The organism is Actinomadura macra NBRC 14102, assembly GCF_001552215.1.
Lineage (GTDB): Bacteria > Actinomycetota > Actinomycetes > Streptosporangiales > Streptosporangiaceae > Spirillospora > Spirillospora macra.
The window spans coordinates 18,980-44,969 of sequence record NZ_BCQT01000006.1; the positions used below are offsets into that span (position 1 = coordinate 18,980).

The following is a 25,990-nucleotide window of genomic DNA, read 5'->3' on the forward strand; positions in this document are numbered from 1 at the left end:
CCCTCTGGCCGGCCCCGAAGGCAGGGCCGCCCGGCGGCCTCTGTCTCGCATACGAGACAATCGGACAATGAGCCAGGTCCCCGCCGCCCGCCGGGCCCTCGCCGTCCTGCGCCTCCTGGCCGGGTCCGCGGGCCCGCTGCCCGCGTCCGCGATAGCCCGCACCCTCGACCTCCCCCGCTCCAGCACCTACCACCTGCTGACCGCGATGGCCGTGGACGGCTTCGTCGCCTACCTTCCCGAGGAGCGCCGCTGGGGCCTCGGCGTCGCCGCGTTCGAGGTCGGCTCCGCTTACCTGCGTCACGAACCCCTCGAACGCCTGGCCCGCCCTCTCCTGCGCCGCCTGGTGGACCGTGTCGGCGAGATCGCGCAACTGGGCGTCCTGCACGGCGCCGAGACCCTCTACCTGCTCAAGGAGCAACCGCCCCGGCACGCCACCCTCGTCACCGACGTGGGCGTCCGCATGCCCGCCCAGCTCACCGCGAGCGGCCGCTCCATGCTCGCCCACCTGCCCCGGGCCCAGGTCCGCGCCCTGTTCCCCGGCCTCTTCGTCGACCGCACCGGCAAGGGCCCCGCGACCCTGCGCGACCTCCGCCGCGTCCTGGCCGACGACACCCGCCGCGGCTGGTCGATCGAGGACGGCCACATCACCGCGGGTTTCGCGAGCATCGCCGCCTGCGCCTTCGACCACACCGGCCACCCCACGGCCGCCATCACGGTCACCTTCCGCCGCGAAGACCGCCCCGAAGACACCTGGCCGGCCCTGGCTGCCCCCGTCCAGGAAACGGCAAGAGCCCTGACGACCCGCCTAACTGGCCGCCCCCCTCAAATCCTCTGACCGGCGCTCACACATCCCTCGTTGCCGCAAACCCCGGCAGCTTGAACCTCAGCCGCCAGTTACGGGACAGGCACGCGCAGCGAGCTCTGCGAGCGGAGCGGGCATGCCCGGCGCGCCGCGCCCCCCGCAGCGAGCGCCAGCGAGCGAGGAGGTGGCGAGCCGCGCAGCCGGGGGGATTGGGAGGTCGCCCCCCAGGAAACAACAGAGCGAGTCCTACGAGCGAACACCAGAGGGGAAGGTGGCGCGGACGGTGCGTCCTTCGATGCCTCCTGTCCACGACCAGGTGGCGGCGAGCGCGTCCACGGTGAGGAGCCCGCGTCCGCCTTCTTCCAGGGCGAAGATGCTCCGCAGGTGCGGCTCCCAAGGCCCGCCCTGGTCGGCGACGTAGACGATCACGCCGGCGACGTCCATGCTGATGTCCACGGTGAATCGGCCGCCCGCCTGTCCGGAGCGGGTGTGGCGGATCGCGTTGACGGCCAGCTCGTCCAGGACGAGCAGCACGTCGTCCAGGGAGGGGAAGTCGACCAGCAGATGCCCGGCGAACGCGCGGACGAGCCGGATCTGGTCGGGCCTTCCTTGAAATTCTCTCCGCCAGTACATCGAGAGGGCAGGTTCCGCGGGAGCAACAGCGAGCAGCATGGGTTCACCTCAAAGGACGGGTGTCATCAGGCAGTTCCAATCCTCGGCGGCACCGCCACGCCAGTCCGCGAAGCCCCGGCCAGGCCGCCCGCTGCGAGGCCGGGCACACCGCCACCACGAACGTCCCGCCGGTTCACGTGTGTGTGAACGGAACTGTTCGCCTACCCAACATTCGCTCGCCGAGCGCTACTGGATTGCCGCGCGCTGGATTCTTTACGCGTTCGATCCGGTCCGGCTATCTCGCCGCGGCCGCGACCAGCTCCCGACTCGACAGTCCCGCCTTGGCCCGGTCCTTCCGCGGCCGGTGGGGCGCAAGGCCGAGGCCGGCACCGCCGCCCAGGTGCCCGACGCGGTCGAGCGCCACCGGCCCGACGTCGTCCTGATGGACATCATGCTTCCCGACTCGTCCGGCATCGAGGCCACGCGCACGCTCGGCGAGCGCGCACCCGACGTGCGCCCAGGACATCGGGCGCCGCAAAGTCGACCTCGTTCACATCACCGCCGGTAGCGGCGACGAAGGCGAGGCGGCACGATGCGGTCCGTTCAGGACGGAGAGAGGCACTCCCGAGTCCTGAGCACTGCGCCGGTCCGGCGGTGACCCGCGAGCGGGGGCGCGGGTCACCGCCCATTCGCCCGGGTGAAACGTCCGTGGGCGCCTCCCGGAGAGGGAGGCGCCCACGGAACGTGCGTGGCCCGGAGTCAGGCGAGGCCGGACTTCTTCAGCCAGTCCTTGGCGACCGCTTCCTGGTCGTCCTTGTCGATGGCGACGCGCTTCATCATGTCCAGGAGGTCCTGGGTGGTGAGCTTGGCCGAAACGGCGTTGAGCGCGGCGCGGGCGTCGGCGTACACCGCCGACTTGTTGATGAGCGGCGTGACGTTCTGGGCGCTGAAGACGTTCTGCGGGTCTTCGAGGACGACCAGCTTCTTCTGCTCGATGGTCGGGTCGGTGGTGAACAGGTCCGCGGCCTGGATCTTGTCCTCGGTCAGCAGCTTGACCAGCGTGGCCTGGGCGCCGGCGTCGAACGGCTGGAACTTCTTGAACTCCAGACCGTACTTGGCCTTGAGGCCGACGAGGCCCTGCTGGCGGGTCTTGAACTCGGACGGGCCGGCGATGATGAGCTGGTTCGCGACCGGCTTGAGGTCGGCGATGGACTTCAGCTTGTACTTCGTCGCGGTCTGCGGGTTGACGGTGACCGAGTCCTTGTCCTCCGCCTTGGCCGAGTCCAGGATCTCCACGCTCGCCGGCAGCTTGGCCTTCAGCGCGGCGTTGATCTCCTCGGTGGTGGCGGCGGTGCTGGCCTTGTCCACGGACGTGGTGAGCAGCGCGCCGTTGTACTCGGGCATCACGCTGATGCCGCCCTTGACGACCTGGTCGTAGTAGATCTCGCGGGCACCGATGTTGAACTTGCGCTGGACCTTCAGGCCCTTGGCCTCCAGCGCCTGCGCGTACAGCTCACCGATCAGGCCGCTCTCGGGGAAGTTGGCGCCGCCGACCGTGATCGTGCCCTTCTCACCGCCACCGGACAGCGGGTTCTTGCTATCGTCGTCGTCCCCGCCGCCGCAGGCGGACAACGCCAGGACCGTTACGAGGCCGAGGGCCGCTCCACGGATGATGTTCTTCATTGTCATTCCTTCTTTCGGGGCCGTTCACGACGAACGGGCTGAACCGAGCAGGCCCGGCGAGACGACGAGGCGGCGCAGCGCCGCGAAGATCAGCTGGACGATGACGGCGAGCAGCACGACCAGGACCGTTCCTCCGACGACGAGCTGGTAGTCGTTGCGGGCCAGGCCGTCGATGATGTAGCGGCCGAGGCCACCGAAACCGGGGTAGGCGGCGATGGTGGCGGTGGCCACGACCTGGATCGCGGACGTGCGCAGGCCGAGCAGGATGAGCGGCAGGGCCATGGGCACCTCGGCCCGCCACAGCACCTCCCATTCCGACATGCCCACCCCGCGCGCGGCGTCCTTGGCGTCGGGGTCGACACCGCGGAGCCCCTCGAAGGTGTTGACGAGGATCGGCGGGACGGCGAGGGCGACGAGGGCGATCAGCACCGGGGTGATGCTGTACTCGATCACCACGATGAACAGCACCAGGCCGAAGGTCGGTATCGCGCGGGCGATGTTGGCCACGCTGATCGCGAGGAAGCCGCCCCGGCCGGTGTGGCCGACCAGCAGGCCGAGCGCGAGCCCGATCACGGCCGCGAACAGCAGGGACACCCCGCTGTAGAACAGGTGCTGGAGCAGCCGGTGCGGGATGCCGTCCTCGCCGTGCCACTGGGACGAGGCGGTCAGCCAGCTCCAGGACAGGTCGATCTGGTTCCACAGATCGTTCATGACGCCCTCCCGCGCGCCCGGGCCCAGGGGGTGAGCAGCCGCTGGACGGTGACCAGGATCGCGTCGGTGACCAGGGCCAGCGCGACGATCAGCACCGAGGCGGCGATGATCTGGGTCTGGAATTGCAACTGATAGCCGCGGATGATGTCGTAGCCGAGCCCGCCCTGGCCGATGAGCTGGCCCACGGCGACGAGGCTGATGGAGGAGACCGCGGCGACCCGGACCCCGGCGATCACGATGGGCACCGCGATGGGCAGCTCGACCCGCAGCAGCCGCCGCAGCGTCCCGAATCCCATCGCGATGGCCGCCTGCCGGACGGGTTCGGAGACCGAGCCGAGTCCGTCCACCACGTTCGGGATGAGCACCGACAGGCTGTAGAGGGTCAGCGGGATCATGACCGTGGCCGCTTCCAGCCCGGTGTACTGGATGAAGATCATGAACAGCGCGAGCGACGGGACCGCGTAGAACACGTTCGACATGGTCAGGACGGGCGGGTAGAGCCAGCCCCAGCGGCGGCACAGCACCCCGAGCGGCAGCGAGATCAGCAGGCCGAACAGCACCGGCAGGAGCGCGAGCCGCAGGTGGATGAGCGCGTGGTCGGTGAGCGTGTCGGTGTGGTCGCCGATCCAGCCCCAGTCGATGTCCATCAGTCGGAGGCACCGTTCTCGGCGGCGGACCCCGGGGCGTCCTGCCCGGCCGCCGGGCGCGCTCCGGTCTCGCCCAGGCGGTGGTGGCCCGCGCCGTGGGTGGGCACGGCGAGCAACTCGGCCCCGCCGGTCACGCCGACGACAGCGCCGCCCTCGTCGACCCCGACCGCGAGTCCGGACGGGGACAGCACGGCGGCGTCCAGGGCGCCGCGCACCGAGTCGGTCCCGACCTCGAACGTCGCGCCGACCGGCGCCAGCGCCTCCTCCGCGAGCGGGCCGGCGACCTCAGGCCCCCGGGTCCACCCGAGCGGGCGCCGGCCCTCGTCGACGACCAGCACCCATTCCAGGTCCGCGGTGTCCGCGCCGGTGGCGGTCACCGGGAGGACGAGGTCGTCGCGCAGGCTCAGGTCGGCGGTGTCGGCGAAGGAGAGGCTGCGGATGCCGCGGTTCTGGCCGACGAAGCCCGCCACGAAGTCGTCGGCGGGGTGGGCCAGCAGGTCCTCGGGGCTCGCGACCTGGACGAGTTTGCCGCCCGTCCGGAACACCGCGATCCGGTCGCCGAGTTTGATGGCCTCATCGATGTCGTGGGTGACGAACACGATGGTCTTGTGCAGTTGCGCCTGGAGCCGCAGGAACTCGTCCTGGAGTTCGCCGCGGACGATGGGGTCGACGGCGCTGAACGGCTCGTCCATCAGCATGACCGGCGGGTCGGCGGCCAGCGCGCGGGCGACGCCGACGCGCTGCTGCTGCCCGCCCGACAGCTGGAACGGGTAGCGTTTGGCCATCCCGGGTTCGAGCCCGACCCGTTCCATCAGCTCGTGGGCGGTGTCGCGGGCCTTCTTCTTGTTCCAGCGCAGCAGGTAGGGGACGGTCGCGATGTTGTCCTCGATCGTCCGGTGCGGGAACAGCCCGGCGTGCTGGATGACGTAGCCGATCCCGCGCCGCAGTTCGGCGGGCTTGCGTTCGCGGACATCCTGCCCGTCGATGAGCACCCGGCCGCCGGTGGGCTCCACCATCCGGTTGATGGTGCGCAGCGCCGTCGTCTTGCCCCCGCCGGAGGTGCCGACGAACACCGTGATCTGGCCCGTGGGGCATTCGAGGCTCACGTCGTCGAGCGCGACGGTGCCGTCCGGGTAGCGCTTGGTCACGCTCTCAAAGGTGATCAAACGATTCACGTCCTCGTTGGGCGCCGCAACGCCGATGATCGATTTCGGCCTTTTACCCAACCGTAGCCAACGGCTACCGTCGACTCGGAGCCCCGGCGTGTCCGGAACATCGTATGTTGAGCATAACTATCTGAAATAAGGGGAAAGTAGCGTAGGCCCGTGGAGAACAGCCGAATCGTTATCGACGGCACCGCGCTCACCTGCGTCCAGGTCGTGCGAGTCGCGCGCGAGGACGTGACGATCGCCATAGATCCGGCGGGGATCGAGCGTGCGCGCGCCGCCTGGCGGGTCGCGCGCGAGGTATCGGAGACGCAGCCGGTGTACGGGCGGACGACGGGGGTCGGCGCCAACCGCGTCGTGGACGTCGAATGGGAGGACGCCGACGCGCACGGGCTGCGGCTGCTGCGCAGCCACGCGGCGGGCGCGGGGCCACTGGTCGCCCCGGAGATCGTGCGGGCGATGCTGACCGTCCGGTCGAACCAGATCGCCGCGGGCGGCTCGGGAGTCGAGAGTGGAGCGCTCCAAGCTCTCGCGGACGTCCTCAACCTGGGGCTTCTCCCTCCGGTGCCGGTGTACGGGGCGATCGGCACCGGTGACCTCACGGCGCTGGCGTCCACCGCGCTGTGCCTGCTCGGGGAACGTTCCTGGGTGGCCGGGCCGGACGGCGTGCCCGAACGGGGCCCCGGCTACACGCTGCACTCCGCCGACGCGCTGGCCTTCATCAGCTCCAACGCCGCCACCCTCGGCGAGGCGGCACTCGCCACCGCCGACCTGCGGGAGATGCTCCGGGCCTCCACCATCGTCGCCGCGCTGTCGCACTTCGCCGTCCGGGGTTCGGTGGAGCCGTACGCGCCGCCCGTCCACGACGCGTGCCCGCACCCCGGGCAGCGGGAGGCCGCCGCCACGATGCGGGCGCTGCTGGCGTTCGAGCCGCCGGCTCCCGCGCGCATCCAGGATCCCTACGGATACCGTGCGTTCCCGCAGGTCCACGGCCCGGCGCTGGAGGCGGCCGGGTACGCCGAGGAGGTCGTCACCCGCGAGATCAACGCCGCCGCCGAGAACCCCCTCGTGGACGTCACCGGACGGACCGTCTGGCACAACGGCAACTTCCACACCGCCTACGTCGGCCTCGCTCTGGACGCGGCACGCGCCGCGCTCTTCCAGACGATGGCGCTGGCCGCCGCCCGGCTCGGCACGCTCGCCGAGCCGTCCTTCACCGGCCTCTACCCGTTCCAGGGCGCCACCGAGGCGTCGTCCGGGATCATGATCCTGGAGTATGTGGCGCACTCATGCCTCGCCGACGTCCGGCGGCTCGCCACCCCCGCGGCGCTTGGCAGCGCGGTGCTGTCACGCGGCGTCGAGGAGCACGCCGGCTTCTCCACCCAGTCGGCCCGCGCGACCACCGACGCCGTCGCCGCCTACAGGCTCGGCCTGGGCTGCGAGCTGGTGGCGGCCGTCCGGGCGTTGCGGATGCAGGGCCGCGCACCCTCCGGCGGCCCGCTCCGATCGGCCTTCGACCAGGCCGGCGCCGTGCTGGACCCGCGCATAGACGACCGCCCGCTGGACGCCGACATCGCCGTGGCCGCGGACCTCCTCCCGAGCCTGACCCGCCTTCAGTTCTGACCCGATCAACAAGCCTGACCTCGTCTGCGACCTCGTCCCCACGCGAGCGCGCGATGACGCGCTCGCCCAAGCACGGTCAAGGGGGCGAGCCGCCGGGCGAGCCCCTCTGGGCCGGGATTGGACTAAACACAGCCCGTCGAGTCGCGCACGCGCAGCGAGGGCTCGCGGACGACGCGGCGCTTGCGCGGCTTGCCGTCGATGACGTCCACGATCAGCCGGACGGCGGCGTGCACGATGCCCTCGATGTCCCAGTCGACGGTGGTGAGCGGCGGGGTGAGCAGTGCCGACATCGGATGGTTGTCGTAGCCGCAGACCGCGACATCGCCTGGCACGGCGAGGCCGAGCTCGCGGGTGGCGGCGTAGACGCCGTAGGCGATGGAGTCGGCGAAGCAGAAGACCGCCGAGGGACGGTCCGGCCCCCCGAGCACCCGCAGGGCGATCTCGGTGGCCTCGCCCAGCGACTGCGGTGCCACCACCACGTCCACGCGCAGCCCGAGCCGCTCGGCCTCGGCGTTGACGTGCACGTCGGCGGGACGGTCGGGGGTGCTCGCCCGGGTCGGGGTGAACACGGTGAGCCGCTGGTGGCCGAGGTCGCGCAGGTGCTCCAGCGCCAGCGTGACGCCTCGGCGGTTGTCGAACACGACCTCGCCCTGCGCCTGACCGCCGCGCAGCGCGTCACCGATGGACACGACCGGGATCGTGTCGGCCAGCTCCGACCACAGCGCGGCGGACGGGTCGAGCGGCTGGACGATCAAGCCGTCCACCCGCTGATCGCGCAGCCGCCGGGCGAGGGCCAGTTCCCGCTCGGGGTCGCCGCCGGCGTCCACGATCAGGGCGTAGCGGTCGCGGGCGAGCAGCGCGCGGCCGATGCCGACCGCGAGGGACTGCTGCCAGTAGTCCTCCAGCGATCCGCACAGCATGCCGACCTGGTCGGTTCGGCCGCTGGCCAGGGCGCGCGCGATCGGGTGCGCCTCGTAGCCGAGTTCCTCGGCCGCCGCGCGGACCCGCTCCTGCGTCTCCTCCGATGTCTGGATGCCGCGCAGCGCATAGGACACGGCGGCAGGCGACAACCCTGTCGCCTGCGCCACCTCGCGGATGGTCGCGCGCTTGCGCCTGTCTGGCACCCCTCAACCCTAGAGGCCCACGCCGACGAAACCGGGGACGCGACTTGACGACCCGCCCTCTGAACCGGTTCACTGAAACGGTTAACTGATACGGTTCAGTAACGTGGGCGAGAGGAGGGCCCCTGCATGAGGGCGCGTGACGAAACACACATCGACGTGCACCAGCATCTGTGGAGCGCGCCGCTCGTCGCGGCACTTCGCCGTCGCCCCGCTCCCCCTTACCTGGACGGCTGGAAACTCCATCTGGCCGGAGAGCCGCCCCACGACATCGATCCCGCCGCCCACGACGTCGCGCTGCGCGCGGCACGCCTCCGCGACGACGACCTCGACCGGGCGCTGATCTCGCTCTCGTCCCCCCTCGGCGTGGAGTCACTGCCGCCGTCCGAGGCACGCCCGATCCTGGACGCCTACCACGAGGGCGCCGCCGCGCTCCCCGCCCCCTTCGGCGCCTGGGCCGCCGCCTGCGTCTGCGAGCCCGACCCCGCGTCCCTCGACCGGACGCTCGGTGAGGGGTTCGCCGGGCTCCAACTCCCCGCCACCGCGCTCGCGGACCCTCGGTCCATGGAACGATCCAGCCCCCTGTTGGCCGTCCTGGAGGACCATGACCTGCCCCTTCTCGTCCATCCCGGACCCGCGCCGCGGGACACGACGGGCGCGCCGGGATGGTGGGGGCCGCTGGTGCCCTACGTGCAGCAGATGCATGCGGCCTGGTTCGCGTTCCGGGCGTTCGGACGGCCGCGACATCCGAGGTTGCGTGTCTGCTTCACGATGCTCGCCGGGCTGGCGCCGCTGCACGGGGAACGGCTCGCGGCGCGCGGCGGGGGGCGCGGTGTCGTCGACCCGGACGTGTTCGTCGAGACGTCGTCCTACGGGCCGAAGGCCGTGGACGCGATGGTCCGCGCCCTCGGCGTGGACGTGATCGCACATGGCACCGACCTGCCGTACGCCGGCCCCCGCGACCTCGGTCTCGGCGAGGCCGCGCGCCACGCGTTCCGCGTGGCCAACCCGCATCGTCTGTTGTTCGGAGAGGAGCCACACCGTGTCGTCTGAGGTCCTGCCCCGCACGCCCGCCTTCGAGGGGCTCCCCGCCCGTACGCTGGACAAGCGCGAGCTGCGCGCGCTGGTCGACGAACTGGCCGGGCGTCCCGGCACGTGGCGGCAGCACGTGGCGTTCTCCGACGACCGGCGGCACTACGCGTCCCTCTACCGGGACGAGTACGTGGACATCTGGCTGCTCTGCTGGACCCGGCAGAACGACACCGGCTGGCACGACCACGACGTCTCCTCGGGGGCGGTCCGGGTCGTCGCCGGGGCGCTGGAGGAGAACAACCCGCGGATCGGCGGCGCCCACGTGCGGACGGTCGTGCCCGAAGGCCAGTCCTTCTGCTTCGGCCCCGACCACATCCACCGGCTCGTGGGGGCGGCGAACACGAGCGTGTCCATCCACGCGTACTCGCCGCCGCTATGGCGGCTCGGCCAGTACTCCATCGACAAGACGGGACTGATGCGCCGCCTCTCGGTCAGCTACGCCGACGAACTGCGCCCGCTGGACGCGGTGCCCTGACGTGCCGGTGCCCTGACGTGCGGGTGTCGTGACGTCCGGCCTCCGGCGGGCCCGACCGGGGGAGACGGACCCGCCGGAGGTGGGCGGTCGTCCGATGCCCGCTCACATCGGCCGGCCGCCCACACTTCCCTCAGCGACCCCCCGCACAAAAACGTCACACATCGGTCCAATCGACCACCCACTGGCGCAGTTCGCCGAACGCCGCGACCGGATCGGACCGGTAGGCGGCCCAGGGCCGCTCGGTGACGCGGTGGCCGATCAGCTCGAACATCTCCACCGCGGCGGGCAGTTCGCCGGCCATCACGAAGGCGAACGCGAACGCGTTGTGGATCACCGGCCAGCCGGGACGGGCCTGGTAGGCGGCATGCCAGATCGAGTGGTCCGCCGCCGAGAGCAGATCGTCGCGGACGGCCTCCTCCGCCATGTAGGGGCCGCGTCCGGCGCGCGGAAGCGACTGCCATAGGCCGATGTGGGCGTTCGCGACGAGGATCCCCAGCGGGCTGCCCGCCGGGGATCCGCCGACCGCGTCGCGGGCGAATCCCAACGCCTCGTCGTGGCCGCCCTGCTGTCCGAGATAGGCGAGCATCTCCGCATGCGCTACCAGATGACCGGGATGGAGGGCCACGACCCGCTCGAAGCGCCACTTCGCCTCCTGGGCGTCGAGCCGTCCGGCGCGGGCCGCCCCGAGAAGCAGGGCCCAGGCGACGGCATCGTCGGCGTCACGCGCGACGACCGCGCTCAGGCACTCCTCCGCGAGGCCCGGGGCGTTGCGCGACAGAGCGTGCGCGCCGCGGATCACCATGGGGAGCGTGGCCGCCGGCTGCGCCCGGCACCACTCGGTGATCCAGTCCTGTACGCCGGGCGCGCCCGCGCACACGCCGATGTGGAACGCCCGGTCGTCGGGGTCGGTGATCGCCTCGAAGAAGGCGGTCACCTCCGTCCAGTCGTGGCGCCGCATGGCCTCGCGGACCCGGTGCGCCGCCGGGTCGTCCATGCACGGGTCGAGCACCGCATCCGGCGGCGGATCCAGTTCCGAGCCGTGCCGGCTGAAGGGCGGCATACATCACCTCCTCGCCTGTGGCCCCGAATACCCAGGTCAGCGTTGACCAGCGCGAAAGCGTACCGCGGGCCCACCTCGCCGAACGGTGGTGCCGCCGTCAGTTGCGCACGAGTTCGGCGTCCGGCGGACGCGCGGCGGGCACGGATCCGACCGGCGCGGGCGACGCGGAGGACCCCGAGCCGGCCTGCCCGGACTGCGCCGTGGTCTCCCTCATCGGCTGGAGAGAGGCCAGCAGCCGCGCCCGCATCCACCGCGCACCCGGCTTCTCGATCAGCCGGTGCAGCGCGTACGCGAGCACCAGCGACGCCGTGATCGCGACCGCGAGCGCCGCCCACCTGTTCAGGCCCGGGTACACCGCGTCCAGCAGGGGAAGCGCGAGCTGCGAATGGACGAGGTAGAGCGGGTAGGTGAGCGCACCGAGCACCGTCAGGCCGCTCCAGCTGACGCGGCTCAACCGCCCTGTCGCGACCAGGATCATGACCAGGAAGATCCCCGTGACGACCACGGAGACGACCAGGTCGTCCGCCCCCTTGAACGCGTTCCCCGCCCGCCATGCGCCCCAGTGCAGCGCCAGCAGCCAGGACGCCGCCACATACCCCCACAGCAGCAGCGTCGGACCGAACCGGTGGATCATGTAGAGCGCCATGCCCGCGATGAAGTACGGACTCCACGTCGGCACCAGCATGATCTGCAGCAGTTCGTTCCCGGCCTCGTCGGCGAACACCCCGCCGAACATCCACGCGGCCATGAAGATCAGGCAGGACCGGTAGGTGATCCCGATGCCCGCGAGGACGGCGACCAGGACGTAGAAGTGCATCTCGACCCAGAGCGTCCAGTACACGGCGTCCACGTTCCGGAGGCCGAGCCCGCCCTGCATCATCGTCATGTTGGGCACCACCAGGCCAGGGACCCCGTTCCCCTCCCGGAACACCGCGTACACGGCCGCGCCGAGCAGCACGCTCGCCCAGTACGCGGGCATCAGCCGGACCAGCCGGGAGATCCCGAACTCGCCGGGCCCGCGTCCCCAGGCGCTCATCAGGATGACGAACCCGCTGATCACGAAGAACAGGTCCACGCCGAGGTATCCGTACCGCGTGATCCCGTCCAACTCCGGGAAGACGTTCCGCGCGGGCTCGGGCCACGGCCCGCCTCCGCCGAAGCCGGTGAAGTGGTAGAACACCACCGCCAGAGCCGCCACGAAGCGGAGTAGATCGAGTTCGCGCAGCCGCGCACGCCGGGTCACCCGCGGCACTGTCCCGGTGCCCGGTTGCGGTGTCCCGGCCGGGGGGTGAGGGCGCGGTGAACGGCGGGTGTAGGAAACGATGCGGTCTCGATCGGGGGAGGAAGCGCCCAGTCGGCGTGGACGGCCACGGGTTCGCGGCCCGGATCAGTAGGATGCCCGTACATTCCCCCCGGAACACTTGGTGGTCCTCCATGACATCTCGCCGCGCCCGACGCGGCGCGGCGATCCTCATGCTGTGCCTGAGCTTGCCCGTCGGCCTCTCGCTGGCAGGCTGCGGCGGGCTCGCGGGGCCGGTGCACCGGTCCGCCGCGGCGGCGGGCCCGGCCAAGGGACCGGGCCGATCCGTCCCGCCGGTGGTGATGTTCCTCGGTGACAGCTACACCGTCGGGGAGCGGGGCGCGGTCCCCGAGACCACCTACGCGCCGGCCACCGCGCGGCTGCTCGGCTGGCAGGTCATCGTCGGCGGCCGCGCGGGCACCGGGTTCGTCGCGCGGGGCGGGCAGGCGCACCGTGAGGCGTTCCTGGAGCTGTTCGAGAGCCAGCTCGGATGGCGGCCCGCACCCGACCTGCTCATCGTGTCCGGCGGGCACAACGACTGGCGTTTCCCGGCCACGAGGGTCGCGGTGGCGGCCCACATCGTACTGGAGCGCGCCCGGCAGCGCTGGCCGGGCACGCGGCTGGTGCTGATGGGCCCGTTGTGGGGCAACGGGAACCCGCCGGCGAGCGCGCTCGCCATCCGGGACGGGCTGAAGGCGCTGGCCACGCAGCTCGGGATCCCGTTCATCGACCCGATCGGCGAGCAGTGGATCACCGGCAGCCGGTTGTCCGGTCCCGGGAACGCGCACCAGTTCATCCGCGGTGACGGCACCCATCCGAACCAGGCGGGCCACCGCTACGTGGCGACCCGCCTGGTCGGCGACCTCACCCGGCTGAACCTCACCCGTCCCGCTCGCGGCTAGTCGTCGCGGCTACTCGCGCAACTAGTCGACTGTGGGGCGGGCCAGCGTCAGGGAGAAATCGCCGGCCTCGTCCGTCCAGAACGCGGCCAGTTCGAGGCCGGAGGCCGCGAGTTCGGACTCCATCCGCTCGCGCCGGAACTTCGAGGAGACCTCGGTGCGCATCTCCTCACCCGCCGCGAACGACACGTCCAGGTCGAGCCCGGCGACGCGGACGCGCTGGTCGCGGGTGGAGCGCAGCCGCATCTCGATCCACTCCTCGGCGGGGTCCCAGCGGGCGACGTGCTCGAACGCGGACGGGTCGAAGTCGGCGTCCAGTTCCCGGTTGATGACGCGCAGCACGTTGCGGTTGAAATCGGCGGTCACGCCGGCCGCGTCGTCGTAGGCGCGGACGAGCCGTCCGGTGTCCTTGACGAGGTCGGCGCCGAGGAGGAGGAAGTCGCCCTCGCCCATGGTGGCGCGCAGGCCGCCGAGGAAACCGACGCGGGCGGCCGGCGGCATGTTGCCGATCGTCCCGCCGAGGAAGGCGATGAGGCGCCGCTCCCCCGCGGGCAGCAGGTGCAGGTGCTGCTCGTAGTCGGCGACGACGGTCCGGACGACGAGGTCGGGGTGGTCGGCGGCGATGCCCGCGGCGGCCTCTTCGAGGAAGTCGCCGCTGACGTCCACCGGAATGTAGGAGTGCAGGGTGCCGTCGAGGGCGTCCAGGAGAAGGCGGGTCTTCTCACCGGAGCCCGCGCCGAGTTCCAGCAGCGTCCGGGCGCGGGTGGCGGCGGCGATCTCGGGAGCACGCGCGACGAGGATCTCCCGTTCACGGCGCGTCGGGTAGTACTCCGCCAGCCGGGTGATCTCCTCGAAGAGCGCGCTGCCGCGCTCGTCGTAGAACCACTTGGGCGGCAGTGTCTTGGGCGTGCCGGTGAGCCCCTCCCGGACGTCCTGGCGGAGCGTCTTGGCGAGGTCGTCGGCGGTCAGGAACCTGTCCACGCGGTTCTCCTTCAGAGCGGGTCGATACGAACGCCGGACGCGAGCGCGGCGGTGACGAGCGACCGGTCGGGGACGGCCTGCCAGCCGGGATCGCCGTCGAGCGGCTCGGAGGCGATCTGGATCTCGTCGTCGCCCTCGCGGACGAACAGCGAGTCGCCCCAGGTGGTGGCGGCCAGGGTCGTTCCGTCCGAGGCGAGCAGGTTGTAGCGGCCGGGAGCGAGCGTGGTGATGGTGTCGACGGCCGCGGCGAGGCCCTCGGCGAGCGGGTCGCCCTCCTCCCACTGCCGCGCGGCCAGGCCGAACAGCGGGGCGGAGTCGAGCGGCGCCCGCACGTCCGGGACGTCGGCGAGGTCACCGGCCAGCTCGCGCAGCTTGCCCTCCACCCCGGCGTAGCCTTCGATCTTGCCGTTGTGGCTGAACAGCCGCTTCCCTGCGCGGAACGGCTGCGCGCACGACTCGTCGACGGGGAACCCCACGGTCGCCGAGCGGATCGCCGCGACCACGCAGGTCGTCCGGATGGCGCCGGCGACCTCACGGAACGACTGGTCCGTCCAGATCGGCTGGGCACGCCGGAACCGGATCGCCGCGCCTTCCTGGTACCAGCCGACGCCGTACCCGTCGGCGTTGAGCAGGTTCCCCTGGGTCATGCGCGGCGCGTACGCCTGGTGCTCCAGGGAGTGCTCACCCTCGTAGATGAGCGAGTGGAGCGTCCGCTCGGGACCGAGGTATCCAAGGTGACGGCACATTCAGATCCCCTCCCCCGCCGACCTCGCGCAGCGGAAACCGCAGAAGATCTGGCGTCGGATCGGATAGTCCCAGTTGCGGAAGGAACCGCGTACGGCGAGCGGGTGCGTCGCCCAGGAGCCGCCTCGCAGGACCTTGTATTCGGGCCCGAAGAAGACCTCCGAGTATTCCTTGTAGGGGAAGGAGCGGAACCCGGGATATCCGTGGAAGTCCGACGACGTCCATTCCCACACGTCCCCGAGCAGGCGCCTCACCCCGTACGCCGACGCACCGGCGGTGTAAGAGCCGCTGTTGGACGGGTGGAGCATCTGTTGCCCCAGGTTGGCGCGTCCCTCCTCGTACACCTCACCCCAGGGGTAGCGCCGCGAGTGCTGTGCGGCGGGATCCCAGCGGGCGGCCTTCTCCCACTCGGCCTCGGTCGGAAGCCGCTTCCCGGCCCACCGCGCATAGGCGTCCGCCTCGTACCAGCACACGTGCTGGACGGCTTCCTCGGGCGGGACGGGTTCGAGGCGTCCGAATCGGCGCCGCACCCACTGGTCGCGTTCGCGGGCCCAGAAGCCGGGGGCCTGTTTGCCGCTGGAGTTGCGCCACTCCCATCCCGCGGGATCCCACCAGCGCGGGTCGTCGTATCCACCGGCTTCGATGAACGCCGTGTACGCGGCGTTCGTCACGGGCTCGACGTCGATGTAGAACGCAGGGACGTCCACCAGATGGACGGGGCGCTCGTTGTCGTAGGCCCATGGGTCATCCGAGGTGCCCATCTGGAACGGGCCCGCCTCGACCAGCACCTCGTCCGTACCGCTGGGTCCGCCAGGTTTCTGCAGGGGCTCGGCGGGCGGGTCGAGAAGCGCCGGGGCTCCCTTGCGGAGCTGGTGCGTGGCCAGCATCGTCTCGTCGTGCATGTGCTCGTGCTGGACGACCATGCCGTAGACGAACCCGCCGGACGTCAGCGGGTTTCCGGGGTCGAACCGGACGGACGACAGCGAGTCGAGCACCTTGGCGCGGACGGTCTCGATGTAGGAACGCGCCTCGCCGGGCGGCAGCAGCGGCAGGGACGGGCGCTCGGCGCGCGGATGCTCGAACGCGTCGTAGAGGCCGTCGATCTCCGGGCGCATCGGCTCGATCCCGGCGGCCGCGCGGAGCAGCCACAATTCCTCGTAGTTGCCGATGTGCGCGAGGTCCCACACGAGCGGCGACATCAGCGGCGAGACCTGCGCGGTGAGGTCGGTCTCCGGAAGGACGTCGGTGGTCAGGCCCAGGCTGCGGCCGCGGACCGCGCCGAGCTCGCGGGCGATCAGTTCCTTGAGCGCGTCCTCGTCGTGCTCGGCGGTCGAGCCCGGGGATCTCATTGGGGCCATGCTGAGTCCTCCTCGGACATCGGGGAATGGGGGGCGGCGTCGTCGGCGGGGCTGCGGCCACGTTCGACGTAGCGGACGGCGTACTCCTCCACCAGCGGGACGAGCCTGGGCGCGCCGAGCCGGGGCAGCGCGTCCAGTGCGGCGCGGAAACACGTCCGCGCGGCGCCGGCCAGCGCGGCGTGGGCGAGACCGCACCGCGCGGCCTCCGTCCACAGGTGCGCGACCGGCTCGGTGGCGGCCTCGGCCGTGTCCGCCGCGACGGGGTCGTCCAGCAGCGCGGTGGCGACAGCGACTGGAACCGGCCAGTACGGGCCGGGCAGCGCGTCGATCATCCTCAGCTCCAGCCATCCGCGCGGGCGGACGGGCGGGAACAGCGTGGACAGGTGGTATTCCAGGTCCTCCTCGTCGGGCTCGCCCTTGTCGAGCCACTCCCGGAAGGACATCCCGGGATGGGACACCCATTTGCCCTCAGCCGTGTGGACGAGCATGACCTGCGCGTCCAGCGCGTAGCGCATCCACGCCTCGGCCGGGTCGGTGTCGGTGCCGAGGCGCAGGACGGGCAACGTGCGGCACGGGTCCAGCTCCGTCCAGATGCCCTGCCGCGACGAGCGCAGCCCGGTGCGCCGGCCGGAGTGCAGCGGCGAGTTGGCGAACGCGGCGACCAGTACCGGGCCGAGCGCGTGCGCGAGGCGCCAGCGCCGGAGCGCGTCGGCGTCGTCGTTGCCGATGTCCAGGCACACCTGGACGGACGCGGTGGAGCACATCATCGCCAGGCCCACGTCGGCGAAGCCGCCCGACACGTAGTAGTCGCGCATGCACTGGTAGCGCGGGTGCTCGGCCTGGAAGTGCGGGCGCCGCACCGGGTCGACGCCGTGCCCGGCGAGCGCGAGCCCGGCCGGTTCCAGCGCGTCCTCGATGTGTGTGATGTCCCCCTGGAGCGCGCGGTGCAGCCGCTTGAGACCGCGGAACGGGGCGGAGCTGAGCTCCAGTTGGCCGCCGGGCTCGTAGGTCACCTTGCTCCCGCCGGACGGCGGGCCGGCCGCCTCCACGAGGTCGCGCACCCGCTCACCGGGGACATGCGCGGCGGGGTCGCGCGCATCGACCACGAACCACTCGGTCTCCGCGCCGACCGTGCCGGGCGGGCCCGTCTTAAAACAAACGCCGCATATGTGCTGGTAGACATCGTCCACCGTCAACCGGGTCACCCTCGACTCCTCCGAAATTCGATCACGGGTTCGAATCCTTCCCTGCTGAACCGGATCAGGAATCCGACAAATTTCGGGAACTTCCTTAAATCTCCATGAACGTCACTCTCCGCTGGTAGGCCGCATACCATTCGCGCCCGCGAGGCCTTCCCACCCGTCCCCCGGCGTCGCAGCTCTTGACGGGAGCCGCTAGAGTCCCGGTACCCGGCGGTATGTCCGCTTGCGGACGTTCGACACCGGCAGCGATACCACCGACCACAATTCCGGGAGGTCACATGCGCGGGGACCTTGGCTCCCTCTACGACGCGCACGCCGCCCGCCTCTACGCCTACTGCTGGTCACTGGTCGGCGACAGGGAGGCGGCCGCGGCGGTCGGCGACACCTTCGCCGCGGCGGTGCACCAGCCCCCGCGGGGCGACCGCGTGCTCTGGCTGTACTCGCTGGCCCGCACGGCCTGCGCCGGGGGCGACACGACCGACCGCATGTCCGGGCAGCTGTCCGGCGGACGTGGCACGCCGCTGTTCAGCGGCTCCGACCCGCTGCTGCGCGCCGCGGGCGGCCTGCGCTCCGACCACCGCGAGGTCCTGCTCCTCTGGGCGGGCGAGTGGCTCGAACCGCACGACATCGCCCGCGTTCTCGGCATCGCGCCCGACACCCTGGCCCAGTTGCTGAACGCCGCCCGGACGCGGCTGGAGCGGGCCGTCCTCGACACTCTCATGCGCGGGGCGCCGCACCTCGACCTCATCACCGCGTTCGAGAAGGGCACCCTGCCCCGGCTGCTCGCCCAGCGCGCGCCGTCACGCCCGCCCGGCTGGCTGCGCGACCAGGTCCTCGCCGCCTGCGAGGAGGAGGCCGTCCGGCCACTGCCGAGCGTCGCCGCGCCGAGCCCGCTCGTCGTCATCGGCCCCGACCGCAGGACCCGCCAGAACCGCGGCGGTGGGCTGTCCAAGGGCGCCGGAGCGGTCGCGGGCCTCGCCGCCTCGGCGGCCGCGGTCCTCGGACTGCTGGCGACCTGGCCGTCGGCGAAGGGCGGCAGCGCCGCGTCCCTGATGCCCACGGCCAGCACCGGTCACACCGAGCAGGCGTCGACGGGCGCGAACGGCGCCCAGGGCCGGCCGTCCGGCCTGACGGGCGCCGAGCGCGGCACGCACCCGGGCGCACCGGCCACGACCGAGCACGGGAATCCGGCTCAGCCGGTCGGCACATCTCCCGGCGGCACCACGCCGGGAGCGCCCGCCCGCTCCCCGTCCGGCACCCCCGTGCCGAGCGAGGAGCCGGTGACGTCCAAGCCGTCCAAGCCGAAGCCCTCCACTCCGGCGCCGGGCACGCCCACCACGTCCCCGACCGGCCCCACCGGCCCGACGACCCCACCGGGACCCACCGACCCGACGACGCCCCCGGGGACTCCGACCGACCCGCCCGCGCAGGAACCGGGCACGTCGAGCCCGAGCCCCACGGCCAACCCGGCACCGAGCCCCGGGCAGGGCTGAGCGTCCTTCTCCGGACGGCGGCGCTCGCGTGCCAGCAGTACGGCACCGACGAGCGCCCCGGTGAGCATGGCGACCAGGTGCCCGACGGCCGCGACCTCCAGCGCGGGCAGGCCGTCGAAGAGCACCGGCGCCAGCGCGCACCAGCCCGCCAGGGGCAGCAGCCGCCGGTACCGGCCGGGCCCGTAGAGGACGGCCGCGACGAGTGCCGCGCACAGCACGTACGACGGCCCGACGTCGGGAACAGTGCGAACGGACTCTGACAGCTGGCCCAGCTCGATCCGGACGAGCGCGATCCCCTGGCTGACCAGCGTTCCGAGGACGTGCGACAGGCCGACGAGCAGCACCGCGCGCGCATTGCCGAACCGGCGTGTCGTCGGGAACAGACCCAGCGCCGCGACGACCAGGAGCACGCCCTGCGCGCCCGGCGATCCAGACGAGGTCACGAACGCCGACGCGACCATCGTCCCGACCGGGTTCACCGCCAGGTTGGCGAGGTTCGTGCTGGCCCACGCGACGAGCGCGTCTCGCGCGTCCGGTGGCAGGAGCAGGCCCTCCACCAGCCACATCGCGGCGCACAGACCGAGGAAGACCAGCGGCATCGGATATCGCCTGACGAACCCGCCCATGACTCCCGCAGCCTATGTCCTCGCGATGTCAGGTGCTTGTAGGCAGGTGCCCGTGAAGCGACGCGGTACGCCGTCCCGGGGCGGCATTCATGGGACGGCGTACCGCGGGTCTTACGCGACGGCGGCGCCCTCGACGGGGGACACGCCGCGGCGGACGAGCAGGGCCGCCAGGATCGCGACCAGGGCGACGGCCCCCGCGACGGTCAGGGACGTCTGGAAGCCGTCCATGAACGCGAGGTGGCTGCCGGTCGTGATGGCGTCGGCGGCCGGTGCGGGGGTGCCCGGCGGGACGGGCGCGACGCCCTGCGCGACGAGCCCGCCCTGCCCGGACAACCGCTCCGCCGCGGGCCCGGGCAGGCCCTCGCCCGTCAGCCGGCTGACCAGCACGTCCCCGACCTTGGTGGACATCAGCACTCCGAGCACCGACGTGCCGAGCACGCCACCGACCTGCGCGGCGGTCTGCTGGAGGCCGCCCGCGACCCCGGCGAGATGGGCCGGGGCGTTGCCGACGATGGCCTCGGTCCCCGCGACGATCACCATTCCGAAGGCCAGGCCGACCAGCACGAACCACGGCCAGAGCTGAACGTACGGGGCGTCCACCCCGATGCGTGACAGGCCGAACATCGCGGTCGCGGTGAAGGCCATCCCGAGGACGAGCGGCAGCCGCGGCCCGTACCGGTTCGTCAGCGCGCCCGCCACCGGGGAGGCGACGATGAAGATGCCGGTCATGGGCAGCATCCGGACGCCCGCGCCGACCGGGCTCATCCCGTGCACCTGCTGGAGGTACAGGGTGATGAAGAAGATCGTCCCGAACATCCCGAAGAAGCCGAGGACGATGAGGCCGGTCGCCGCCGACAGCGACACCGACTTGAAGAGTCCGAGCGGCAGCAGCGGGCGCTCGACGCGCAGTTCGTTCCACACGAACGCCGCGAATAGCACGACCGAAGCCGCGAACGACACCAGCGGCACCGCGTCGCCGAACCCGTTCTCACCGGCCTTGATCAGACCCCAGACCAGCGCGAACAGCGCGCCGGTCAGCAGCGCGACGCCGGGCAGGTCGAACGAGCCCGTGGACTCCTCGTCCCGGGACTCGCGGATCACCCACAGGCCCATGACGAGCGCGAGCAGGCCGAGCGGCGCGTTCAGGAAGAACACCGACTCCCAGTTGACGTTCTCCACCAGCAGCCCGGCGACGATGGGGCCGCCGGCGATGGAGATGCCGACCGTGGAACCCCAGATGCCGATCGCGGCGTTGAGCTTGGCGGGAGGGAAGGTGTTGCGCAGGATGGCCAGGCTGGCGGGCTGTAGGAGTGCCCCCGCGAACCCCTGCACGACGCGCCAGAAGATGACCATGCCGAGGCCGCCGGACAGCCCGATCAGCACCGAGGAGACGGCGAAGCCGATCACTCCGGCGAGGAAGGTGCGCTTGCGCCCGAACCGGTCGGCGATCTTTCCGGCCGGGATCAGCGTGACGGCGAGCGCGAGGAGGTAGGCGTTGGTGACCCACTGCAGGCCGGACAGGCTCGCCCCGAGGTCCTTGGCGATGGCGGGGTTGGCGATGGAGACCACCGTGGCGTCCAGGCCGACCATCATGACGCCGAGCGCCACGGCGACGAGCGTGAGCCAGGGGTGCCCGTGCCCCGATCTTGTGCGCCGTCCGGGCGGCGCGGCGGGCTGGGAGGCACTCGGGTGGAGCACCTCGGCGCCCTGCGGCTGAGTCATCTTCGGCCTCCGTACGAGGGTGAGCGGCTGTGAAGGCTCCAAAACTGTCACAGCACGACACTTGTCGTCAAATGCCTGTCGTCAGGCAACGACATGATTCATATCACGACAGTATCCGGCAACGGCCGGTTGGCCTGAGGTCCACCGCTCGTTACACTTCGCACATGACCGCGACTGCCCCCGAGGCCCAGTCCGCGTGCCACGGCACCCCGCCCCCGGGCAGGCGCGAACGCAAGAAGCAGCGCACCCGGGAGGCGCTCGTCGACGCCGCGTTCACCCTCTTCGCAGAGAAGGGGTTCGACGCGACCACCGTCGAGGAGATCGCCGACGCCGTGGACGTCTCGTCCCGGACCTTCTTCCGCTACTTCGCCTCGAAGGAGGACGTCGCGCTCACCTTCCAGGAGGAGCAGACCCGCGCCGTCATGGCGGCGCTGGCCGACCGCCCGGCCCACGAGCCGATCATGACGGCGCTGCGCCACACGGTGGTGGAGATCGCCGGCGCCTGCGAGCGCGGCGAGCTGGGCTTCAAGCCCGAGCGCTTCCAGTGCCTGCTCAGCATGATGGCCGACAGCCCCACCCTGATGGCGGGCAGCCTGGAACACGCACAGAGGAAGCAGCTGCTGCTGACCCAGATCATCGCCGAGCGGATGGGGTTGGACCCCGCCTCCGACCTGCACCCGCACGTGGTCGCCGCCGCCGCGACCTGCGGCTTCCAGGCGGCGGCCGACGCCACCCGCCGGCACGAGGCGGCCTTCGGCTCGCTCGCGGAGGCGGTCGACCAGGCGTTCGCCATCCTGGAGCGCGGCCTCAACACCCCGCCCGACAAGACCTGCTGACGCCGGCGCGCGCCGAGGCTCGTCAGGACGAGACCGCTGGTGGCACGCTCGTTCCCACCACGACGATGATGTTGCGCATGTCCGGTACCGAGCCGGCCGAGGCGCCGCGCCACTGGCGGGCGGCCTCGGCCACCCCGTTCATGCCGTGGATGTACGCCTCACCCAGCTGACCCCTGCGGGGGTCGGCCGGGAGCCTGCCGCCGAGCTCAATGCCGCCGTCCCTGATGTAGTTCTTGACCTCACCCCGCCCGCCAGAACCCCGGTTCTTCACACTGAACCAGGACGAACGGGGTGAAATGATCGTAGAGGATCGCGGCCCGCACGTCATCGACCGACAGGCCGGACCGCCGCCCTCTCAGCGCGGGGCGCGGGGCAGCCCGAGACCGAGCATCGCGATCAGCTCACGCTGGATCTCGTTCACGCCACCGCCGAACGTGAGGACGACCGCGCCCTTCACCCGGTGGTCGAGCACCTCGATGAACCGGGCGGTCGCCGGGTCGCCGGGGTCGCCGTACCGGGCGAGCACGTCGCCGAGGATCCGGCCGACGTCCTGCATCCGCTCCGAACCGTAGATCTTGGTGGCGGACGCGTCGGCGGCGCCGAGCCAGCCGAGGTCCTGGTTCGCGGCGACCTGCCAGTTGAGGAACTCGTTGACGCGCAGGTAGGCGTAGACCCGCGCGACGGCGCGGCGGACGGCGGGTTCCTCGATGAGCGGGCGGCCGTCCGGGCCGGAGGTGGTGCGGGCCCAGTGCGCGAACCGGTCGTGCAGGTGGCCGATGTTCCCGGCGGGGCCGAGCGTGACGCGCTCGTGGTTGAGCTGGTTGACGATGAGGTCCCAACCCTTGTTCTCCTCCCCGACCAGCATGTCCGCGGAGACGCGAACGTCCTGGTAGTAGGTGGAGTTGGTGTGGTGCCGCCCGTCCATCGTGACGATCGGCGTCCAGGAGAACCCCGGATCGGCGCAGTCCACGATGAGTATCGAGATGCCCTGGTGCTTCCTCGCGGCGGGATCGGTGCGGGCGGCGAGCCAGACGTAGTCGGAGTGGTGCGCGCCCGAGGTGAAGACCTTCTGGCCGTTGACGATGTAGTGGTCGCCGTCCTTGGCGGCGATGGTGCGCAGGGACGCGAGGTCGGTGCCGGCGCCAGGCTCGCTGTACCCGATGGCGAAGTGGCACTCCCCCGCGAGGATGCGCGGGAGAAAGAACTCCCTCTGCGCGTCCGTCCCGTACTGCAGGATCGTCGGCGCGACGGAGTTCAGCGTGATGAGCGGGTACGGGACCTCGGCGCGGGCGATCTCGTTGGCGAAGATCTGCTGCTCCATCGGACCATAACCGCGCCCGCCGTACTCCACGGGCAGCGCGACGCCGAGCATCCCGTCTCGGCCGAGGCGCCTGCAGTGCTCCATGTAGGACGCGCCGAACGGGTCGCCGGCGATGGCGGCGCGCTGATCCTCGTCAAGGCAGCCGTTGAAGTACTCCCGCAGTTCGGCGCGGAGCCGCTGCTGCTCGCCGGTCAGGTCGATGAACATCAGGCCTCCTGTGCGACGAGCGCGCCCAGGGTGTCGAGGCGGTCTTCGGCGCCGCCGAGCAGGTGCCCGCAGTGTTTCGCCCAGGCGAAGTAGCGGTGCAGCGGGTACGTGACGTCGAGCCCGATGCCTCCGTGCAGGTGCTGGCAGGTGTAGAGCGCCCGCACGGCGGGGTCGCAGGCGTTGTAGGCGGCGATGGCGAGGACCTCGTCGACGTCGTCCGCGCCCTCGGCGAGGCGCCACACGCCCGCCCAGACCGCCACGTCCAGCGCGCGCTTGGCGATGTAGACGTCACCGATCTGCATCGTGACCGCCTGGAACTGCGCGAGCACCCGTTCGAACTGCTCGCGGGAGTTGACGTACTCCCTGGTGAGGTCGAGCGCCCCCGCGACGACACCGGAGGACAGGGCGACCGCGCCCGCGACGGCGGAGCGGCGGAGGGTCTTCCAGGCTGCGCTGTCGGCGGCGCCGAGCAGCGCATCGCGGCCGACCCGTGCGCCGCCGAGCGCGAGACGCGACAGCGGCTCGGCCGTCGCGGACGGTTGTGGAGTGATCGACACCTCGGACGGCTCGACCACGAACACCCCGACATCCGCGCCCTCGACGCGAGCGGGAATCAGGATTCTTGACGCCTCCCGCGCGTACGGGACGAACGTCTTGACGCCGTCGAGCACGTAGCCGTGGCCGTCCGGACGAGCCGTCGCGGCGACCGCCCCGGCCGGTCCGACCTCGCGGTAGGCGGCCGTCAGGACGATCTCCCCCTCGGCGAGCGGGGCGAGCAGCGCGCGCTGGGCGGGGGTACCGTGCCGTCCGATCGGGAGTGCCGCGAGCGCGAGCGACGCGTACACCGGAACGGGTGCGACCCGCGCTCCGACCTCCCGGAGGAGGACCGCCAGCTCGATCGGGCCGAGCCCCGCGCCGCCCGCGTCCTCGGGGAGCACGGCGCCGAGCAGCCCCGCCCGCGCGAGCGCCCGCCAGATGCCGGCGTCATAGGACCCGCCGCCCTTCTCGAACGCCTTCAACCGTTCCGGCGTGGCCTCACGCGTGAGCACGTCGGCGGCGAGCCCGCGCAGATCTTGCTGGGCCTCGTCCAGGTCGAAGTCCACTCGTCCGCTCCCTCTCCCGCTACGCTCGCGGGGCCGCCACCGTCCCGGCGCGCCTCTCGGCCAGAAACTAGAACAGATTCTAGTCTGTGTCCAGAGGTGTTGCCGGCACAAGTAAGTCCCCACTTCGCCTCGTACACAGGTGCCCGGCGCCCGTTTGCCACACCACCAGACGCGCCGGTATCGGACGATCAGATAACAGGTTCTCGCGAGGGCGGTACGCTGGATCACGAATCGGGCAGGGTGAACGGCGCGGGCCCGCCGAGCAGGGCGGGGCCCGTCCACGAAGGGAAGACGACCGTGACCGCAGATCCGACGGTGACCGGGGACGGGACCTCACGTCAGCCTGCGGCGGAGCGGGCGGCGGGGCAGAGCGTCCGCTCCCGCAGCCAGCACCAGCGGCGCAAGCGCATCGTGCAGGCCGCCGCCGCGCTGGCCTCGCGCGGCGGCGTCGAGGCGATGCAGATGCGCACCGTGGCGGAGCGGGCCGGGGTCGCGCTCGGGACCCTCTACCGCTACTTCCCCTCGAAGATGGACCTGGTCGTCGCTGTGGTCGGCGAGGAGCTCGACCTGCTGGAGAGCAGCATCGAGCGCCGCCCGCCACGCGCCGGAGCGCGCCCGCAGCGCGCCGTGGACGTACTGATGCGCGCCACCCGCGGCCTGATGCGCGAGCCAGAGCTGGCGGAGGCGCTGATCCGGTCGCTGCTGCTGTCGGACGTCCAGACCGACTTCGGCGACCGGATGACCGGGTTGCTGCTGCGCGCCGCCGTGGGGCCCGAAGCAGACATTCCGGCCGATGACCCGCGCCGCGTCGTGGCCAGGGCGCTGGCCGGCATCTGGACGATGGAAATGATCGAGATGCTGCGCGGGCACGCCACCGCCGAAGAGATCCAGAGCCGGCTGGAGATCTCCGCCGCGCGCCTGCTCACCGACGTCTGACGCCGGGCCGGGTGGGAGCACCCGCCGCGGATCAGGGCCGCTCACCGGCTCGTCGACGACACCCGCGCGAGCCGCGTACCCGAGGCCTCTCCTCCGCCGACGCCCCGCCGCGCGCCGGCGCTGCCCTTCTCGACCTCTTCGCTCCCCCTGTCCGAATCCATTCGACTAGAACGCAATCAACACTGAAAAACCACTTTAGAGCGATGAATTGTGGCCATTCTGACGTGGCCGTACAGTCCGGGCAGGGCAGCCCTTTTCTCTCCCCACCCC

General features: G+C 71.6%; 25 protein-coding genes. 8 read left to right on the plus strand and 17 right to left on the minus strand.

Annotated features, from left to right (window positions below; genetic code table 11):
• Positions 1-67: 67 nt before the first annotated feature.
• Positions 68-835, plus strand: coding sequence for an IclR family transcriptional regulator (locus AMA02S_RS09285; RefSeq protein WP_067454879.1), 768 nt, complete (start codon positions 68-70; stop codon positions 833-835).
• Positions 836-1,048: 213 nt separating this feature from the next.
• Here AMA02S_RS09285 and AMA02S_RS09290 read toward each other — a convergent pair whose 3' ends face one another.
• Complete coding sequence (locus tag AMA02S_RS09290) at positions 1,049-1,474, minus strand: ATP-binding protein (RefSeq protein ID WP_084264932.1); 426 nt, start codon at positions 1,472-1,474, stop codon at positions 1,049-1,051.
• A gap of 304 nt (positions 1,475-1,778) precedes the next feature.
• Between AMA02S_RS09290 and AMA02S_RS44940 the strand changes: the two genes are divergently transcribed.
• Entirely contained in the window at positions 1,779-1,982 is a 204-nt protein-coding gene (locus AMA02S_RS44940; RefSeq protein ID WP_174550948.1) for a response regulator, read from the plus strand.
• A 191-nt stretch (positions 1,983-2,173) separates the two neighbouring features.
• Here AMA02S_RS44940 and AMA02S_RS09300 read toward each other — a convergent pair whose 3' ends face one another.
• Genes AMA02S_RS09300 through AMA02S_RS09315 form a run of 4 tightly spaced genes read right to left on the minus strand, consistent with a single transcriptional unit; the run spans position 2,174 to position 5,621 of the window.
• On the minus strand, positions 2,174-3,097 hold the full coding sequence (locus AMA02S_RS09300) for an ABC transporter substrate-binding protein (protein WP_067454889.1): 924 nt from the start codon (positions 3,095-3,097) through the stop codon (positions 2,174-2,176).
• A 24-nt stretch (positions 3,098-3,121) separates the two neighbouring features.
• Complete coding sequence (locus AMA02S_RS09305; protein WP_067454892.1) at positions 3,122-3,808, minus strand: ABC transporter permease; 687 nt, start codon at positions 3,806-3,808, stop codon at positions 3,122-3,124.
• The gene (locus AMA02S_RS09310) at positions 3,805-4,455 is read right to left on the minus strand and encodes an ABC transporter permease (RefSeq protein WP_067454895.1); all 651 of its coding nucleotides are present in this window, start codon (positions 4,453-4,455) and stop codon (positions 3,805-3,807) included. Before AMA02S_RS09310 ends, AMA02S_RS09305 begins: the two co-directional genes overlap by 4 nt.
• Positions 4,455-5,621 carry an ABC transporter ATP-binding protein gene (locus AMA02S_RS09315; RefSeq protein WP_067454897.1) on the minus strand — a complete coding sequence of 389 codons (1,167 nt, stop codon included), beginning with the start codon at positions 5,619-5,621 and terminating at the stop codon, positions 4,455-4,457. The genes AMA02S_RS09310 and AMA02S_RS09315 overlap by 1 nt, the downstream gene beginning before the upstream one ends.
• A gap of 159 nt (positions 5,622-5,780) precedes the next feature.
• Between AMA02S_RS09315 and AMA02S_RS09320 the strand changes: the two genes are divergently transcribed.
• Positions 5,781-7,244, plus strand: coding sequence for an aromatic amino acid ammonia-lyase (locus tag AMA02S_RS09320; protein ID WP_084264936.1), 1,464 nt, complete (start codon positions 5,781-5,783; stop codon positions 7,242-7,244).
• A 122-nt stretch (positions 7,245-7,366) separates the two neighbouring features.
• Here AMA02S_RS09320 and AMA02S_RS09325 read toward each other — a convergent pair whose 3' ends face one another.
• Entirely contained in the window at positions 7,367-8,368 is a 1,002-nt protein-coding gene (locus AMA02S_RS09325; protein ID WP_067454900.1) for a LacI family DNA-binding transcriptional regulator, read from the minus strand.
• A gap of 126 nt (positions 8,369-8,494) precedes the next feature.
• Between AMA02S_RS09325 and AMA02S_RS09330 the strand changes: the two genes are divergently transcribed.
• Complete coding sequence (locus tag AMA02S_RS09330) at positions 8,495-9,418, plus strand: amidohydrolase family protein (protein WP_067454903.1); 924 nt, start codon at positions 8,495-8,497, stop codon at positions 9,416-9,418.
• Positions 9,408-9,932 (plus strand): cysteine dioxygenase, encoded by a 525-nt coding sequence (locus AMA02S_RS09335; protein ID WP_067454906.1) that lies wholly within the window; start codon positions 9,408-9,410, stop codon positions 9,930-9,932. The genes AMA02S_RS09330 and AMA02S_RS09335 overlap by 11 nt, the downstream gene beginning before the upstream one ends.
• A 154-nt stretch (positions 9,933-10,086) precedes the next feature.
• Here AMA02S_RS09335 and AMA02S_RS09340 read toward each other — a convergent pair whose 3' ends face one another.
• On the minus strand, positions 10,087-10,992 hold the full coding sequence (locus AMA02S_RS09340) for a tetratricopeptide repeat protein (RefSeq protein WP_067454910.1): 906 nt from the start codon (positions 10,990-10,992) through the stop codon (positions 10,087-10,089).
• Between the two features lie 97 nt (positions 10,993-11,089).
• Entirely contained in the window at positions 11,090-12,235 is a 1,146-nt protein-coding gene (locus AMA02S_RS09345) for an acyltransferase family protein (RefSeq protein ID WP_067454913.1), read from the minus strand.
• 191 nt (positions 12,236-12,426) lie between these two features.
• On the opposite strand from AMA02S_RS09345, the gene AMA02S_RS09350 reads away from it, so the two are divergent.
• A complete protein-coding gene (locus AMA02S_RS09350) occupies positions 12,427-13,194 on the plus strand; it encodes an SGNH/GDSL hydrolase family protein (RefSeq protein WP_067454916.1) in 768 nt (255 codons plus the stop codon).
• A 21-nt stretch (positions 13,195-13,215) separates the two neighbouring features.
• Here AMA02S_RS09350 and egtD read toward each other — a convergent pair whose 3' ends face one another.
• From egtD to AMA02S_RS09385, 6 genes are all read right to left on the minus strand, one after another.
• Positions 13,216-14,172 carry an L-histidine N(alpha)-methyltransferase gene (gene egtD / locus AMA02S_RS09355; RefSeq protein WP_084264939.1) on the minus strand — a complete coding sequence of 319 codons (957 nt, stop codon included), beginning with the start codon at positions 14,170-14,172 and terminating at the stop codon, positions 13,216-13,218.
• Positions 14,173-14,183: 11 nt separating this feature from the next.
• Positions 14,184-14,918, minus strand: a complete 735-nt coding sequence (gene egtC / locus AMA02S_RS09360) for an ergothioneine biosynthesis protein EgtC (protein ID WP_067454919.1) — start codon at positions 14,916-14,918, stop codon at positions 14,184-14,186.
• A complete protein-coding gene (gene egtB, locus AMA02S_RS09365) occupies positions 14,919-16,265 on the minus strand; it encodes an ergothioneine biosynthesis protein EgtB (RefSeq protein ID WP_067454922.1) in 1,347 nt (448 codons plus the stop codon).
• A complete protein-coding gene (egtA, locus tag AMA02S_RS09370; RefSeq protein WP_067454925.1) occupies positions 16,262-17,479 on the minus strand; it encodes an ergothioneine biosynthesis glutamate--cysteine ligase EgtA in 1,218 nt (405 codons plus the stop codon). Before egtA ends, egtB begins: the two co-directional genes overlap by 4 nt.
• A gap of 1,189 nt (positions 17,480-18,668) precedes the next feature.
• The gene (locus AMA02S_RS44945; protein WP_067454931.1) at positions 18,669-19,595 is read right to left on the minus strand and encodes a rhomboid-like protein; all 927 of its coding nucleotides are present in this window, start codon (positions 19,593-19,595) and stop codon (positions 18,669-18,671) included.
• Positions 19,596-19,706: 111 nt separating this feature from the next.
• Positions 19,707-21,317, minus strand: a complete 1,611-nt coding sequence (locus AMA02S_RS09385) for an MFS transporter (protein WP_067454934.1) — start codon at positions 21,315-21,317, stop codon at positions 19,707-19,709.
• Positions 21,318-21,481: 164 nt separating this feature from the next.
• On the opposite strand from AMA02S_RS09385, the gene AMA02S_RS09390 reads away from it, so the two are divergent.
• Positions 21,482-22,153: a TetR family transcriptional regulator gene (locus AMA02S_RS09390; protein WP_067454937.1), complete on the plus strand. Its 672-nt coding sequence runs from the start codon at positions 21,482-21,484 to the stop codon at positions 22,151-22,153.
• A 22-nt stretch (positions 22,154-22,175) separates the two neighbouring features.
• Here the strand turns inward: AMA02S_RS09390 and AMA02S_RS09395 are convergent, their stop codons facing one another.
• The 3 genes from AMA02S_RS09395 to AMA02S_RS09405 form a co-directional block, all read right to left on the minus strand.
• Entirely contained in the window at positions 22,176-22,424 is a 249-nt protein-coding gene (locus AMA02S_RS09395; protein WP_067454940.1) for a hypothetical protein, read from the minus strand.
• A gap of 84 nt (positions 22,425-22,508) precedes the next feature.
• Positions 22,509-23,681, minus strand: coding sequence for an acyl-CoA dehydrogenase family protein (locus AMA02S_RS09400; RefSeq protein WP_067454943.1), 1,173 nt, complete (start codon positions 23,679-23,681; stop codon positions 22,509-22,511).
• On the minus strand, positions 23,681-24,784 hold the full coding sequence (locus tag AMA02S_RS09405) for an acyl-CoA dehydrogenase family protein (RefSeq protein ID WP_067454946.1): 1,104 nt from the start codon (positions 24,782-24,784) through the stop codon (positions 23,681-23,683). The genes AMA02S_RS09400 and AMA02S_RS09405 overlap by 1 nt, the downstream gene beginning before the upstream one ends.
• A gap of 411 nt (positions 24,785-25,195) precedes the next feature.
• On the opposite strand from AMA02S_RS09405, the gene AMA02S_RS09410 reads away from it, so the two are divergent.
• Complete coding sequence (locus AMA02S_RS09410; RefSeq protein WP_067456809.1) at positions 25,196-25,720, plus strand: TetR family transcriptional regulator; 525 nt, start codon at positions 25,196-25,198, stop codon at positions 25,718-25,720.
• Positions 25,721-25,990 lie beyond the last annotated feature (270 nt).

Excerpts from the sequence above, each read along its gene's own strand:
- AMA02S_RS09330 (WP_067454903.1), top strand. The coding sequence starts at position 8,495 with ATGAGGGCGCGTGACGAAACACACATCGACGTGCACCAGCATCTGTGG.
- AMA02S_RS09340 (WP_067454910.1), bottom strand. The coding sequence starts at position 10,992 with ATGCCGCCCTTCAGCCGGCACGGCTCGGAACTGGATCCGCCGCCGGAT.
- AMA02S_RS09290 (WP_084264932.1), bottom strand. The coding sequence starts at position 1,474 with ATGCTGCTCGCTGTTGCTCCCGCGGAACCTGCCCTCTCGATGTACTGG.
- AMA02S_RS44945 (WP_067454931.1), bottom strand. The coding sequence starts at position 19,595 with ATGGGCGGGTTCGTCAGGCGATATCCGATGCCGCTGGTCTTCCTCGGT.
- AMA02S_RS09400 (WP_067454943.1), bottom strand. The coding sequence starts at position 23,681 with ATGTTCATCGACCTGACCGGCGAGCAGCAGCGGCTCCGCGCCGAACTG.
- AMA02S_RS09385 (WP_067454934.1), bottom strand. The coding sequence starts at position 21,317 with ATGACTCAGCCGCAGGGCGCCGAGGTGCTCCACCCGAGTGCCTCCCAG.
- AMA02S_RS09350 (WP_067454916.1), top strand. The coding sequence starts at position 12,427 with ATGACATCTCGCCGCGCCCGACGCGGCGCGGCGATCCTCATGCTGTGC.
- AMA02S_RS09300 (WP_067454889.1), bottom strand. The coding sequence starts at position 3,097 with ATGAAGAACATCATCCGTGGAGCGGCCCTCGGCCTCGTAACGGTCCTG.
- egtB (WP_067454922.1), bottom strand. The coding sequence starts at position 16,265 with ATGAGATCCCCGGGCTCGACCGCCGAGCACGACGAGGACGCGCTCAAG.
- AMA02S_RS09310 (WP_067454895.1), bottom strand. The coding sequence starts at position 4,455 with ATGGACATCGACTGGGGCTGGATCGGCGACCACACCGACACGCTCACC.
- AMA02S_RS09305 (WP_067454892.1), bottom strand. The coding sequence starts at position 3,808 with ATGAACGATCTGTGGAACCAGATCGACCTGTCCTGGAGCTGGCTGACC.
- AMA02S_RS09285 (WP_067454879.1), top strand. The coding sequence starts at position 68 with ATGAGCCAGGTCCCCGCCGCCCGCCGGGCCCTCGCCGTCCTGCGCCTC.
- AMA02S_RS09390 (WP_067454937.1), top strand. The coding sequence starts at position 21,482 with ATGACCGCGACTGCCCCCGAGGCCCAGTCCGCGTGCCACGGCACCCCG.
- egtC (WP_067454919.1), bottom strand. The coding sequence starts at position 14,918 with ATGTGCCGTCACCTTGGATACCTCGGTCCCGAGCGGACGCTCCACTCG.